The 12689-nt window shown below is 66.8% G+C and carries 12 protein-coding genes; 3 read left to right on the top strand and 9 right to left on the bottom strand.

Features of this window, described 5'->3' with window-relative positions:
- Positions 1-120 precede the first annotated feature (120 nt).
- The 3 genes from VW23_RS21195 to VW23_RS21185 are packed head-to-tail and all read right to left on the bottom strand — an operon-like array spanning position 121 to position 3441.
- On the bottom strand, positions 121-1104 hold the full coding sequence (locus tag VW23_RS21195) for a LacI family DNA-binding transcriptional regulator (RefSeq protein ID WP_069911498.1): 984 nt from the start codon (positions 1102-1104) through the stop codon (positions 121-123).
- A gap of 30 nt (positions 1105-1134) precedes the next feature.
- Positions 1135-2421, bottom strand: a complete 1287-nt coding sequence (gene eno / locus VW23_RS21190; protein ID WP_069911497.1) for a phosphopyruvate hydratase — start codon at positions 2419-2421, stop codon at positions 1135-1137.
- A 6-nt stretch (positions 2422-2427) separates the two neighbouring features.
- Positions 2428-3441 (bottom strand): phosphotransferase family protein, encoded by a 1014-nt coding sequence (locus tag VW23_RS21185; protein ID WP_069911496.1) that lies wholly within the window; start codon positions 3439-3441, stop codon positions 2428-2430.
- Positions 3442-3549: 108 nt separating this feature from the next.
- On the opposite strand from VW23_RS21185, the gene VW23_RS21180 reads away from it, so the two are divergent.
- Positions 3550-4302, top strand: a complete 753-nt coding sequence (locus VW23_RS21180; RefSeq protein ID WP_069911495.1) for an SDR family oxidoreductase — start codon at positions 3550-3552, stop codon at positions 4300-4302.
- 24 nt (positions 4303-4326) lie between these two features.
- Here the strand turns inward: VW23_RS21180 and VW23_RS21175 are convergent, their stop codons facing one another.
- The 5 genes from VW23_RS21175 to VW23_RS21155 all read right to left on the bottom strand — a co-directional run bounded on the left by VW23_RS21175 (position 4327) and on the right by VW23_RS21155 (position 10068).
- Positions 4327-6381, bottom strand: a complete 2055-nt coding sequence (locus VW23_RS21175) for an acyltransferase family protein (protein WP_141728423.1) — start codon at positions 6379-6381, stop codon at positions 4327-4329.
- 315 nt (positions 6382-6696) lie between these two features.
- Positions 6697-7683, bottom strand: coding sequence for a phosphoribosylaminoimidazolesuccinocarboxamide synthase (locus tag VW23_RS21170; RefSeq protein WP_069911493.1), 987 nt, complete (start codon positions 7681-7683; stop codon positions 6697-6699).
- A gap of 35 nt (positions 7684-7718) precedes the next feature.
- Positions 7719-7925, bottom strand: coding sequence for a hypothetical protein (locus VW23_RS21165; RefSeq protein WP_141728422.1), 207 nt, complete (start codon positions 7923-7925; stop codon positions 7719-7721).
- A gap of 7 nt (positions 7926-7932) precedes the next feature.
- Positions 7933-8706: an orotidine 5'-phosphate decarboxylase / HUMPS family protein gene (locus VW23_RS21160; RefSeq protein WP_069911491.1), complete on the bottom strand. Its 774-nt coding sequence runs from the start codon at positions 8704-8706 to the stop codon at positions 7933-7935.
- Between the two features lie 27 nt (positions 8707-8733).
- Complete coding sequence (locus VW23_RS21155) at positions 8734-10068, bottom strand: MFS transporter (RefSeq protein WP_069911490.1); 1335 nt, start codon at positions 10066-10068, stop codon at positions 8734-8736.
- A gap of 139 nt (positions 10069-10207) precedes the next feature.
- On the opposite strand from VW23_RS21155, the gene VW23_RS21150 reads away from it, so the two are divergent.
- Together VW23_RS21150 and VW23_RS21145 are read left to right on the top strand one after the other, a co-directional pair.
- Complete coding sequence (locus VW23_RS21150) at positions 10208-10978, top strand: bestrophin-like domain (protein ID WP_069911489.1); 771 nt, start codon at positions 10208-10210, stop codon at positions 10976-10978.
- A gap of 113 nt (positions 10979-11091) precedes the next feature.
- Positions 11092-12120, top strand: a complete 1029-nt coding sequence (locus VW23_RS21145; RefSeq protein WP_069911488.1) for a MerR family transcriptional regulator — start codon at positions 11092-11094, stop codon at positions 12118-12120.
- A 36-nt stretch (positions 12121-12156) separates the two neighbouring features.
- Here VW23_RS21145 and VW23_RS21140 read toward each other — a convergent pair whose 3' ends face one another.
- On the bottom strand, positions 12157-12573 hold the full coding sequence (locus VW23_RS21140) for a carboxymuconolactone decarboxylase family protein (RefSeq protein WP_069911487.1): 417 nt from the start codon (positions 12571-12573) through the stop codon (positions 12157-12159).
- Positions 12574-12689: the final 116 nt, after the last annotated feature.

Here is a 12689-nt window from a genome sequence, read left to right as displayed (position 1 = left end):
CAGTTATTACTCATAGGTAGCTGATCTCGTCACTAGGCTGTATGTGTGTGTGTGATACAGTCGCCGATCTAGACCGTGACGTTTCTTTGTGCGATGATACGGCGCCCACGGAGATCAACACTAGGTCGCGCGTCGGCAGCGGCAGCTGTGTATAAGAGACGGGATCAGCATGCGCCCGGCTTCGCGGCCCATCTCGTAGCTCGAGACCTGCAGCGAGGTGAGCGAGGGGCGGACATGCTGGGTGAACTCGAGGTCGCCATAGCCGGCGATGGCGCCCTGGCCGGGCACCGCGATGCCGCGGTCGAGCGCCCTGGTCATGGCGCCGGCGGCGAGCACGTCGGTGCCAAAGAAAATGGCATCGCAGCCGGGCAGCTGCTCGAGAATAGCATCGAAGGCATGCATGCCATCGGCGAAGGTGCGGGTGCCATCCATCGGGTGGATCAGCTCCAGCGCCAGGCCGTGCTTGGCGAGGCCGTGGCGGAAGCCCTCGATGCGCTGCGCCGTGCGCTCGATGGTGTGGCCGCTATAGGCGACCTTGCCAAAGCCCCGTTCGCCGAAATGCTCGCCCATCAGGCGGCCGGCATCGTAGCTGGAGGAGCCGACCAGCATGTCGATCGGATCGGGGCGGTTGCCCCACATTTCCATCACCGGGATGCCGAGCTTCTGCAGCGCCTGGCGGGTCTTGTCGGCGCGCACCACGCCGGTGAAGACGACGCCGGCGGGGCGGAACGGCAGCACCGATTCGACCACGTCGATTTCCAGCATCTCGGAATAGCCGGTCTGGGCGAACATCAGGTGGTAGCCGCTGCCCTCGACCGAATCGACGATGCCCTGCACCGAGGTGGCGAAATGCGGATTGAGCAGGCTGGAGACGAACACGGTAATGACGTTGGAGCGGCCGGAGCGGAGCGAGGAGGCGAAGCGGTTGACGACATAGCCGGTCTGGGCGACGGCCTCGAGAATGCGGGCCCGGGTCTCCTCCTTGACCTTGTCGGGGTAGGACAGGGCGCGTGAGACGGTAATCGGCGAAACCCCGGCGACGCGAGCTACGTCTTCAACGCGAACCGGCCGGCCCGCGCCATTGCGTCTGTCTGCGTCCCCCAAACTGAATCCCCCAAACTGCGCTTCATTCGACTACAGCGGCGGAATGGTAAAACGCCAGTAGCGAGGCGCTACGTAGTAACCCTCAATGCGGATCACTTCATTCCACTTTGCGGTCCGTTCCGAGCGCGTCATCGAGCCGACCTTGATCTGGTCGGACATCAAACCGACGGCCAGATGACTGAGCGTCACATCTTCACTTTCGCCGGAGCGGCCGGACTGAATGGTATTCCAGCCGACGGCGCGGGCGCGCGTGCTTGCCGCAATCAATTCGGTCAGGGTGCCGCACTGGTTCGATTTGAGCAACACCGAATTGCAGCATCCCTGTGCTGCGGCAAGGGCAACACGGGACTCTGAGCTGGTCAGATAGTCGTCACCAACGATCTGGATGGACTTGCCGAGCCGTCGGGTGATCTCGGCAAAGCCTTCGTCATCGTCCTCGGCGAGGGGGTCTTCGAGCGAGACGATCGGGTAGGCAGCGACCCAGGATTGCAGCAGTTCGATCATCTCGAGCGTCGACAGCGCCTTGCCGTCGAGCGCCAGGCGGTAGGCGCCGTCGGCGTAGAACGAAGTGGCGGCGACATCGAGCGCGATGCCGATATCGACGCCGGGGCGCAGCCCGGCAGTCTCGATGGCGCGGGTCAGCAGCTCGAGCCCGTCCTCGTTGGCGGTGAAGTCGGGCCAGACGCCGCCCTCGTCGGCGACGCCGTTCAGTTTGCCGCTCTGCACCATCGCCTTGCTGGCGGCCATATAGACCTCGGCGATCTGCTCGGTGGCTTCAACAAAGCTCTGCGCGCCGACGGCGAGGATGAGGAAATCCTGGATGTCGATGCGGTTGCCGGCATGGCGGCCGCCGCCAAAGATCTGGATCATGGGGGCCGGGATGTGCTGCGCCTCGGGATCGAGGTTGCTGAGGCGGCGCAAATGCTGCCAGAGCGGGATCCGCTGCTCGGCGGCGGCGGCCCAGGCGATGGCCGAGGAGGTGGCGACGATGGCGTTGCCGCCCAGCCGGGTCTTCTGCGGCGTGCCGTCGAGTTCGATCATGGCGCGATCGGCGGCGGCCTGGTCGAGAGCATCGAGGCCTTTGAGTCGACCCTGGATCTCGCCGTTTACCGCGGCCAGCGCACCATTGACGCCGTAGCCACCCAGCCGCTTGCCGCCATCGCGCTTATCGAGCGCTTCGCGGCTGCCGGTGGAGGCGCCGGAGGGGGCGATGGCGCGACCAGTGGCGCCGCTCTCCAGGGTGATCTCGACTTCGACGGTGGGGCGGCCGCGCGAGTCCCACACCTGGCGGCCGAGAATGGTCTTGATGGCTGACATAGCGCGTTATCGATCCTGGGATGTGCCAGGGCTGTCGAGCAGCTCGGCGATGCTGGTTGGTGGGCGGCGGATATGCGGAATGGCGCGGTCACGGACGACCTGGCGACTGGCGTCGCTGAGATACTCGACCGGTGATTTGCCATCGACCCGCGCCAGCATCAGGCAGGGCAGGAGGGCGGCGACACGCGCCTCGGTCTCGGCCCGCATCTGCGTGGGGAAATGTCCGAGCCAGGTGGCGGCAAAGGCGGCGGCCTCAGCGAGCAGCTCATGGCGCAGCGTCGGCAGGTGGATGGACTTCAGTACCAGGTGGTTGAGGCAGAAGGCGGCGTCGAAGGCCGGATCTCCGTACCAGGCGCACTCGGCATCGAGCAGCACCGGGTGGCCGTCGCGCTTCGAGATCAGGATATTCTTGGGGCTGACATCGCCGTGCACCAGCGCCAGCTTGGTGTTCGCGGTGGTTGCGAGCACGGCGAGGATGCGCTCGCTCAACTCCGGGTGGCGGCCGGCGGTGAAGCGCAAGTAGGGGTCGAGCCGCAGGGCGTCGATCAGATGGTCGGTGGGGAATTCGGCAGCGGCCGAGGGGTCGTTGAGCGTCGCGGCGTGGATGCGGCCGAGCGCCTCGGCGACGGCAGTGGCAACTGAGGGGTCGGCGCGGCCGGCCAGCAGCTCGGCCTTCCACAGCACATAATCCTCGGCCGGCAGGTATTCGAGCAGGGCGATGCCGTGTGCGCGGTCCTCGCCGATCACTTCGGGCGCGGCGCCGGGGACGATGGCGTTGGCGCGGCGCAGCCACGCCACCTCGTACTGGTTGCGCTCGAGCGGCGCCTGCCAGTCGGTCGCCACCTTGAGCTTACCAAGGGCGCGCTTGGCGCAGTATTGGCGACCGTCACCGAGGCGGATGCGCACAATATCGGACGAAACGCCGCCGGTAAGCGGGGCGATCTCTAGTGTTCCAGTGGCGTCGATACCGGCAGCCGCAAAGATCGGGGGAAGCAGCGCTTCCCAGGTCAATTCATCCATAGTGCTGGTCCCCCTTGCATGGCTGGTATGGTACCACACAGGCGGAATGGGACAACGACCGGAGGCTTCGTCTTTGGTCAAACACCGAACTGGACGGAAAGGGAGAAAATGGGACGGCTCGAGGGGAAAACCATCTTCATGACCGCGGCGGCGGCGGGTATTGGCGGGGCGGCAGCGACAGCATTCGCGCGCGAGGGGGCGCGGGTGATCGCCACCGACCGCGATGCCCAGGGCATTGCGCGCAAGGGCGAGGAGCTCAAGGCGATCTCGGCCGGGCACGAGACCTATGCGCTCGATGTCACCGATCACCTGGCGCTGCGCGAGGCGGCGGCCCGGCACACGCACGTGAACGTGCTCTATAACGGCGCCGGCTGGGTGCATCAGGGGATGCTGGGGACGACGACGCTCGAAGAGTGGCAGCTCAGCTTCGATATCAATGTCACGCCGATGTTCGTCTTGACCCAGGCGTTCCTGCCGGCCTTCATCGCGCAGGGCGGGGCCAACATCATCAACGTCGCCTCGGTCGCCTCATCGATGAAGGGGGTGCCGAACCGGGTCGGCTATATGTCGTCGAAGGCGGCGGTGATCGGCTTCACCAAATCGGTGGCGTTCGACTACATGAAGAACGGCATCCGGGCGAACACCATCTGCCCCGGCAGCGTCGACTCGCCGTCCCTGCACGAGCGGGCGCACGCGCTGGGCAACCACGACGAGGTGTGGAAGACCTTTGTGGCGCGTCAGCCGATGGGCCGCATGGCGCAGCCCGAAGAAATGGCGCACCTCTTGGTCTACCTCGCGAGCGACGAGAGCGCCTATGCGACGGGGTCGAACTTCGTGGTGGATGGGGGAATTACGATGTAGCAGCGGGCTGCGCCGCCCGGGCTGCTAGGCGGGATCGCGGACATTTCGGCTGGTTGCGACGGGTGCGTATAGCCCGTTCTGCTGCAGGAAGCGCAGGAACTCGGCGGTGAGGGCGGCGGCTCCCCGCGCGTTGAGATGGTCCCGGTCGCGCATCAGCGGCACGCCGTCGCGGGTGGCCGAGCAGACGCCGATGCTGGGCGGGCACAGCACTTCGAAGCTGTCGAAGACGAAGAGGTTGCGCCGGGACGAGGCTGTCACCCGCAGCGTGCCGAGCACCTTCTCGACCTGTTCGGCCAGCCGCGCCCGACTGATGGTGCACGGATCAAACAGAACGCAGGCATCGATGATATCGAAGTCGAACATGGGGGAGGGGCCCATGACCACGACGTTGACGCCGCGACGCCCCATCTGGTCGGCGAGCTCGCCGAGGCTGGCGGTCCACTCGTCCAGTCCGGGTACCGGGACTGGATCGCCGGTCCGGGACAACATCAGCCGCGCAACCAGGACGATGTCGCCGGGTCGGAGGCGCTCCAGGATGGTTTCGAAAATCCGCTGGCGTGCCGCCGACGGGCGCCCCGGAAGCGTCGGGAAGGGAGTGGCGACCGTCTCGATCAGGTGCACGCCCATGCCGGCCTGGTCGTACACGGCGTAGAGCAGGCCCTGCAGGTGCCCGGCGTGGCTATCGCCAAGGGCCCAGATCATCGGTGCGCCGGCAGTTGGGGCTGGCGCGGTACAGAGGTCGAAGGTGCTCTCGGCCAATGCTTCGTGCCCGGTGCCGAGGGCGCAGTTGCCGAAGCTGGCGCCAGAGCCGGGGAGCGGCAGGTGGCTGGCCGGGAACTTGCCAGCGGTGATGGCTTGCAGTCCGAGGGTCTCGCGTGAGACCGCCCCACCCAGAATCAGGACAGCGCAAGCGGCGGACGCGAGGATGCCGGCGCCGACGGTGCGCCAGGTCGTCCCCGCCCAGACGGCGTGCCGCAGCGGGCGCTCGACGAAGGTGTAGGACAGGATTGACAGGGCGGCGATGGCCAGGGCCTGGAGCGGTATTGTCCAGGCGTGGACGCCAATGGTCCAGCGGCTGAGGCTGAGCACGCTCCAATGCCACAGGTAGAGCGAATAGGAGATCTTGCCGACATAGACGACGGCCGGGTGCGACAGAACGGCATGAGTGCCGCTGCCGGCTCGCGTGGAGGCAAGCAACCCCAGCGTCGCGGCGACGACGGCGATGGCGTTCAGCGCCTGGTATTGGCGAGGGGCAAACAGCAGTGCCAGCGCCACGGTCAGAAAAACCGGCGCCAGCGCCGCGGGCAGCGTGCCGATGCGGCGGGCGGGGCCGTGGAGCAAGGTGAAGAGCAGGGCACCGGCCGCCAGCTGCCAGAAGCGGGATGGCATGGCGAAATAGGTCAGCTTCGCTGCGGCAGAGCTGGTGCCCAGGATAAAGGCGAGCAGCGAAGCGAGGGAGAGCAGTGACAGCGCGACCAGGTAGGCCCGGGTGCCGCCGAAGCGACGGGGCTGCAGGCCGAGCCAGAACAGCAGCGGAAAAACCAGGTAAAACTGTTCCTCGACGCCCAGTGACCAGGTCTGCGCGAAGACGTTGAGGTCAGTTGGGCGAGCGAAGTAGTCAGTCTCCTCGAAAGCCAGCGAGATGTTGGACACGCCGAAGAGCGCGGCCACGCCAGTGAGCAGGGCATTGCCGGGGGTGCGGTCGATGGCAGTGATCGCGAGGCCGGTCAGCAGCACGCAGAGTACGAGCGCAGGGAGGATGCGCTTGACGCGGCGGACGTAGAAGGCGCGAAGGAACGTCAGCAGGCTGTCGTCACCATGGGCGGCAAGCGAACTCGCGATGACGTAGCCAGAGATAACGAAGAAGACATCGACCCCCAGGTAGCCGCTGGGGAGCGCGTCGCGACTGAAGTGGTGGATGATAACGGCAACGACGGCCAGCGCGCGCAATCCATCGATCTCGGGACGATAGGTCGTTGCAGCATCCGCGATTGCCGCTCCGCCCACCGTTGCTCGTGGCGATGTAGAGTGCGCGTCCATGACCGCCCCGACCGAACGCTCATTGGCAATGGACGCCAATTCTGCTCGGCGAGGATGTCAGGACTTGCTTGCGATTCTGTCTACGTCGCTGTTGGAATTGCCGAAGCTATCTTCCAAAGACCTCAGCACGGTGGAGCGGCCGGCTCCGTTTGGGGGCAAGGCAGCCAAGGGCCAAGCCACAGGCCTCCAGCTACGCCGGTGGCCAGCCCTCGGGAGGGTTCGGTTGCCAGGGGCCGGCAATGATCGTCGCCTCGTGGCTGCCGGGCCAGGGCGGCATGGAGATGCAGATGAACTCGAGCGGCGCGGCGCGAGCAGTCGTCGCGGCCGACTGGTCGGAGGCAGACCAGGAGGGTCTCAGGGCGCGCGGAAACTCTCGAGCACTTCCATCACGCGTTCATGCACCGGCGGGGCAGGCGGCGGTGGCTCGAAGGCGCGTCCGGTGATCCGCTGGTAGGCCTCGACATAGGTCAGCGCGGTCTTCCAGATCAGCTCCGGAGGGATTTCCGGAATGTCGTCACGGTACGGGTCACACCGCGCGGCGACCCACTCGCGGATCACATCCTTGTCGAAGCTCTGCGGACGTTGTCCGGCAGCGAGGCGCTCGGCATAGGAGTCGGCGCGCCAGTAGCGGCTCGAATCAGGGGTGTGAATCTCGTCGGCGAGGCGGAGGGTCCCTTCCGCATCGAGCCCGAACTCGTACTTGGTGTCGGCAAGAATCAGCCCGCGCTCGGTGGCGAGCGCCTGGCCGCGGGCGAACAAGGCGAGTGCGGTTTCGCTCACCTCCTGCCACTGCGCTTCGCTGAGCAGGCCGCGCGCCAGGATCTCGCTTGCGGTGAGCGGCTCGTCATGCGCCCCGTCGGCGGCCTTGCTGGTGGGGGTGATGATCGGCGTTTCGAGCGCCTGGTTGTCGGCGAGGCCATCGGGAAGGGTTTGCCCGTACATCTCGCGGCGACCGGCCTTGTACATGGTCAGGATCGAGGTGCTGGTGGTGCCCGCGAGGTAACCGCGCACGACGATTTCCACCGGCAGGATGGCGAGGCGCCGGCCGACGACGATGTTCGGGTCGGGAGCGTCCAGCACATGGTTGAGGCAGAGATCGGCGGTCTGCTCGAAGGCCCAGCGGGCGATGCCATTGAGCACCTGGCCCTTGAACGGCACCAGGCACAGCACCCGATCGAAGGCCGACAGGCGGTCGGAGGTGACGAGAATGCGCCGCCCGTCGGGCAGGTCGTAATTGTCACGCACCTTGCCGCGGTAGAGGCCGGGCAGGCGTGGGTCGATAGCGTCCCGCAGCACCTGGTGGCGGCTGGCCGCAAGCCTCGTTTCGTCGATCGTGGACATATGGTCTCCTCGCCAGCGCCGCCGGAACCCGGTGTCTACTCCCTCGGCGCGTAGGTGGCGAGGAGCCAGGTCAGCAATTCCGCGCGTTCGGTCGGGGCTGCCGGCAGCTCCGCTGCGTTGGGGTCGAAGCCGTGGCGGCGGAGGGCGGCAGCGAGCGCCACGGTCCGGTTGGCCGGGTTGATGACCTCCAGGGTGCGGGTGGCGATTTCGGCCGCCAGCGTCTTCGACATCCGTTTGCTCATCGGCCGCTCACGCCGCCGAGACGCCGGCGATGAAGGCAGCGATGTGCTCACTGATCTCGGCGGGCGGGTTGCTGTAGCGGGCCTGGGCGTCGGGAAGGCCGAGATTGCCGCTGATGACGAAGGCGCGGAGCCCGGTTTTGGCGAGGGCGACGGCCTGCTCGAGGTAGAGGCCGCCAACCACCTGCACCGAAGCGACGGCGCCGACGCGCTGGTGTACGGCGCCGACCACGTCGGCGAGGTAGCTCGAATGGAACAGGCTGGGGTCGGCGCGGCGGGCGTCGAGCTGCAGGTGGGCGCCGATGCCATCGACGCCGGCGTCGAGCATGCGCAGCGCCACCTCGATGGCGGTGTCGGCCGGACCCTGATGCGGCAACAGGATATCGGCGAACACCAGCCGCGGCAGTTCGGGGTTGGCGCGGCGGTATTCATCGCGCACGGCGCAGATGCCCTTGGCGCTTGCCACCCCGGCAATGGCGAGGAAATCGATGATGTTGCCGCCGCCTTCGAACACTGAGCGGGCCTCGAAGCTGCCGCCGTCCATGGTTTTCATGTCGGCGAGCAGCAGGGCATCGGGGAAGCGGGCGCGGAAAGCCGGCACGACGTGCTTGACGCCTTCAGTCTTCAGCAGCGGGGTGCCCATTTCAATGAGGTCGACGCCGGCAGCGAGGGCGGCCTCGGCCACCGTCAACCCCAGCGGCAGGTCGTTGGTATCGACCGAGATCTGGAAGCTGAACTCAGTCTTCAGGCGGTCGATGACGCGAGTGGAGGCGGGCGTGGACATGGCGCTGACGGTTCCTCTGGGTGCCGGCTACTGGGCCGGCGCGGGTTCGGGTTCACCCTCACTGGGGCGGGCATAGGCGGCGGAAAGCTGGCGATAGTACTTTGAGCGGAAGGCGATGATGGTGATCACCACGCCGAACAGGCCGGCGAGGGTGAAGACCAGGGCAATGCCGCGGGCCGGGCCGGTGCCGAACCAGCCGCCGATCACCTCAGCGCCGAGCCCCGCGGTCATGAACGGGATGAAGACGAACTCGGCAAGCGGCCCGATGAGGAAAGCGGTGAGCGGCGAGGCGGATTGCTCGACCGACTGGGCGAAGCCGAAGACCCGGCCTTGCCGCTCGGGCGGCACCACCTTTTGCAGCGTGGTGTGCTCGGCGGCTTCAGCATAGGGGCCGAGCAGCATCCAGACGAACATGCCGGCACCGAGCAGCCAGATCGAGGACTGGAGGGTGAAGACGCAGCACACCGCCCAGGTGATCAGGTTGACCAGCAAGAGGGTGCGGAGCGGCTTCTTGCCGAGCCCGGTCTTGGCGATGATCAGGCCCGAGATGATGAAGGCGGTGGAGAGCACGCCGAACAACAGGCCCCAGATTTCGACCGAGACCAGCGACAGGCCATAGGCATCGAGCAGCGCCATGAAGATGCCGCCGAGGAAGTTGTTGAGCGTCGCAAACAGGATCAGCGCGAACAGGCCCGGGACACCGGCAATCACCTTGATGGTGCCCTTGAGATCGACCCGCTTCGGCTCGGCCGGAGTTCCTGGGTCGGGCTCGGCGCGGCCCTCGTCGATTTTGACGAAGCTCAGGTGGGCGAAGGCCAGTGCCGTGAACAGCAGAGCCAGCACCATCACCGCAAGCATGCCGCCGAAGGCGACGAGAAAGCCTGAGATCACCGAGGTGGTCAGAAAGCCGATGCCGCCGACCATGCCGACGAGGCCATTGGCCTTGTCGCGCCGATCCTCGGGGATCAGCACGGTGACGAGGGTGGGCAGCGCGATCGAGCGGATATTGCCGGCGATGACGCCGAGCATGACGAGGAAGACGAAAATCCACAGGAAGGCATTGTAGGGGTTGGTGAAACTCTCCGGCGGCGAGAGCAGCAGCACCGCCAGCGCCAGGACATAGAAGATGGCCGAGACGACGCTCGAGCCCAGCATCGCCAGTTTCTTCGAATTGTGATCGACGATCGAGCCGAACCAGATACCGAAGGCGGCGGTGAACACCAGGTAGACGCCGGCGATCATGCCGGTGGCGAACACCGAATGGGTCTCGAGATAGACCCAGAAGGTCAGCGCGAACCACACGGTGAAATTGGTGACGTTGGCAACGAGGTTGTTGCCGAGGATCTGGTGGAAGGGACTCATGGGGAATCCGAAGGTTGGAGGCAAAGGGGTAACGCATATCGGCGCCAAACGGAAACCGCCGCCGGATGGAGGTGGTTGCTTGGACGGGCAGCCGCAAGTTTGCTAGCAGGGGGCGCGGCGGAATAATGAGGGGCGGCACGTGGAGATCGTAACCGACACGGCGTTCGGGCTGGTTTTCGTAATCTGCACGGTGGCCCTGTCGCTCGGCAGCTACATGCTGGCGCGCCGGTTTGCCGGACGCGGGCCATACGAGCGGCACAAGGAAATGGCCGGGGCGATGGTGACCCGGATCGCCGCCATGCACGGGCTGATCATCGCGCTGGTGTTCGCGCAGGAGATGACCTCGTACCAGCGGCTCGAAACCCAGACCGCGGCCGAGGCCAGCGCCATCGCCGACGTGTTCAACGATGCGGCGCGCTACGACGCAGCGCTGCTCGCGCCGCTGCAGCAGGACATGCGCGAATACCTCAAGGTGGTGATCGATACCGAATGGGAACAGTTGGGGGCGGCTAACGGGCTCAGCGACGCGGCCTGGGCCACCTGGTCGACGGCCTATGACCGGGTGCTCGACCTCACGCCGCAGACGCCGCGGCAGGTGAGCCTGCGCGACCACATGCTGGCGAGTCTCCACGCGATCTCGGCGTCGCGCGATATGCGGCAGGCCGAGGCGATCACTTCGGTGGCGCATTTCTTCTGGATCGCGGCGCTGTCGGGCGTCGTGCTGATCGCCTTCGGGCACTACATCTATGCGCCGGAGCGGCACAACCTGGTGCTGTTGGGGCTGTTCAGCGCCTATACCGGCGCCATCCTGTTCCTGATCTTCGGGTTCTCCAACCCCTACAGCCCGCCGGCCGAGCTGCATCCGGGGCCGCTGCAGACGCTGGCGGCGAAGCTTTTGGCAGGGAGCTGAGGCCTCGCTGCCCGCGCCTTGAGGAACCCTGTTGACTCGGCCCCTGGGGCCGCCCCGATAGAGGGGCGGTCAAGCAATCACAAGGGTGATTGCAGGCAATGACGGGGTGATTCATGGGTTCCTCGACTGAGTTTCTGAACGCATCCGATGCCGCAAGCCGGCTAGGCGTTTCCGCCAAGGCGCTGCGGCTCTATGAGCAGCGCGGGCTGATCGTGCCGGTGCGCACGGCGGCGGGGTGGCGAACATATGGGCCCGAGCAGATGGCTCGGGCGGGCGAGATCGTGGCGATGCGGGCGCTGGGACTGAGCCTCGCGCAGGCCAAACGCGTGCTGGAGGGCGATCCGCGCGGGCTCGATGCGGCGCTGGCGACGCATCAGTCGGTCCTCGAAGGCCGCATGCTGGACCTCTCCGGCATGATGGAGCGGCTGCGGCAGCTCCGCGACAGGCTGCGGCGGGGCGAAGCGCCGGCAACCGGCGAGCTGGCGGGCCTCGTGGCGCCGGGAACAGCTGGCGTCGGGTTCGAGTTGCCGTGGCCCTGGGGTGGCGAGCGGTTCGAACTCGGCCCGGTCAGGGCTTTGACCTACATCATCGGGCCGCTGGGCAGTGGCAAGACCAGGCTGGCGCAGAAGCTCGCCGAGGTGCTGCCGGGAGCGCTGTTTCTCGGGATGGACCGGCTGGTGGACGGCCTGGCTGCGGCGGCGCGCCTCGAGACCGACGCGGCGCTGCGCGAGCGGGTCGAACGAACGCTGGCGTGGCTGATCGAAGATGGAGCGGTGGCGTCCGACGCGCTGACGGCGCTCTGTGCCGGGCTCGAGACGGATTGGCCCAAGGCGGTGGTGATCGACATGATCGAAGCTGGGCTCGACCAGGCCTCACAGGAGGCAGTGATCGCGCAGCTCAGGCAGCGCCGGCCGGGTGCGCGGCCAGTGTTCGCGATGACGCGGTCGAACGCCATCCTCGATCTGGCGGCCGTCGGGGTGGACGAAGCGATCCTCTATTGCCCGGCCAATCACAGTCCGCCGATGCTGGTGGCGCCCTATCCCGGTGCGGTCGGTTACGAGGCGGTGGCGACGTGCCTGGCGACGCCCGAGGTGCGAGCGCGGACCGAAGGCATCATCGCGTCGCGACCGCAGGTGGCGTGACGCATAGGCGGGGCGAGCGATCGCCCCGCCATTCGTTCAGCGGGCCGGATCGAAGACCTGGCCGGTGGCGACGTGCAGCCGGTTCCACAGGTTCACCAGCCCGAGCGACAGCACCATGGCGGCCAGCACCGGCTCGTCATAGTGACGGCGGGCTTCGTTCCAGATCGCGTCGGGCACCGGGTCGGCACGGTCGTCGAGCCGGGTGACGGCTTCGGTGAGCGCCAGGGCGGCGCGTTCCGGCTCGCTGAACCACGGGGTGTTGCGCCACGAGGCGACCGAGATGATGCGGTCCTCAGAGGTTTCGCCGGCGGCACGGGCGAGGCGCGGGTGGAGGTTGACGTTGTTGCCGTCGCCGTTGATCTGGCTGGCGCGCAGATGCATCAGCTCGAGCAAGCCGAGCGGCAGGCCGGGGACGGCTTTGCTGGCTTTGCTCAGCGCGATAAGGCTGTCCATGGCGCCGGGAACGGCGAAGGCAGGGTGGGCGATGCGGGGCCTTTTGTGGTTCCTTGCTGTTGAGTGATCGCTGACTGAGAGTTTGGCCGCCCCCTCCACCAAGCTTCGCTTGGTCC

This window comes from Devosia insulae DS-56 (assembly GCF_000970465.2).
Classification (GTDB): domain Bacteria; phylum Pseudomonadota; class Alphaproteobacteria; order Rhizobiales; family Devosiaceae; genus Devosia_A; species Devosia_A insulae.
Note: the sequence above shows the minus strand (reverse complement) of the source record. Positions and strands in the feature narration are given on the sequence as shown.

Excerpts from the sequence above, each read along its gene's own strand:
- eno (WP_069911497.1), bottom strand. The coding sequence starts at position 2,421 with ATGTCAGCCATCAAGACCATTCTCGGCCGCCAGGTGTGGGACTCGCGC.
- VW23_RS21185 (WP_069911496.1), bottom strand. The coding sequence starts at position 3,441 with ATGGATGAATTGACCTGGGAAGCGCTGCTTCCCCCGATCTTTGCGGCT.
- VW23_RS21180 (WP_069911495.1), top strand. The coding sequence starts at position 3,550 with ATGGGACGGCTCGAGGGGAAAACCATCTTCATGACCGCGGCGGCGGCG.
- VW23_RS21170 (WP_069911493.1), bottom strand. The coding sequence starts at position 7,683 with ATGTCCACGATCGACGAAACGAGGCTTGCGGCCAGCCGCCACCAGGTG.
- VW23_RS21165 (WP_141728422.1), bottom strand. The coding sequence starts at position 7,925 with ATGAGCAAACGGATGTCGAAGACGCTGGCGGCCGAAATCGCCACCCGC.
- VW23_RS21160 (WP_069911491.1), bottom strand. The coding sequence starts at position 8,706 with ATGTCCACGCCCGCCTCCACTCGCGTCATCGACCGCCTGAAGACTGAG.
- VW23_RS21155 (WP_069911490.1), bottom strand. The coding sequence starts at position 10,068 with ATGAGTCCCTTCCACCAGATCCTCGGCAACAACCTCGTTGCCAACGTC.
- VW23_RS21145 (WP_069911488.1), top strand. The coding sequence starts at position 11,092 with ATGGGTTCCTCGACTGAGTTTCTGAACGCATCCGATGCCGCAAGCCGG.
- VW23_RS21140 (WP_069911487.1), bottom strand. The coding sequence starts at position 12,573 with ATGGACAGCCTTATCGCGCTGAGCAAAGCCAGCAAAGCCGTCCCCGGC.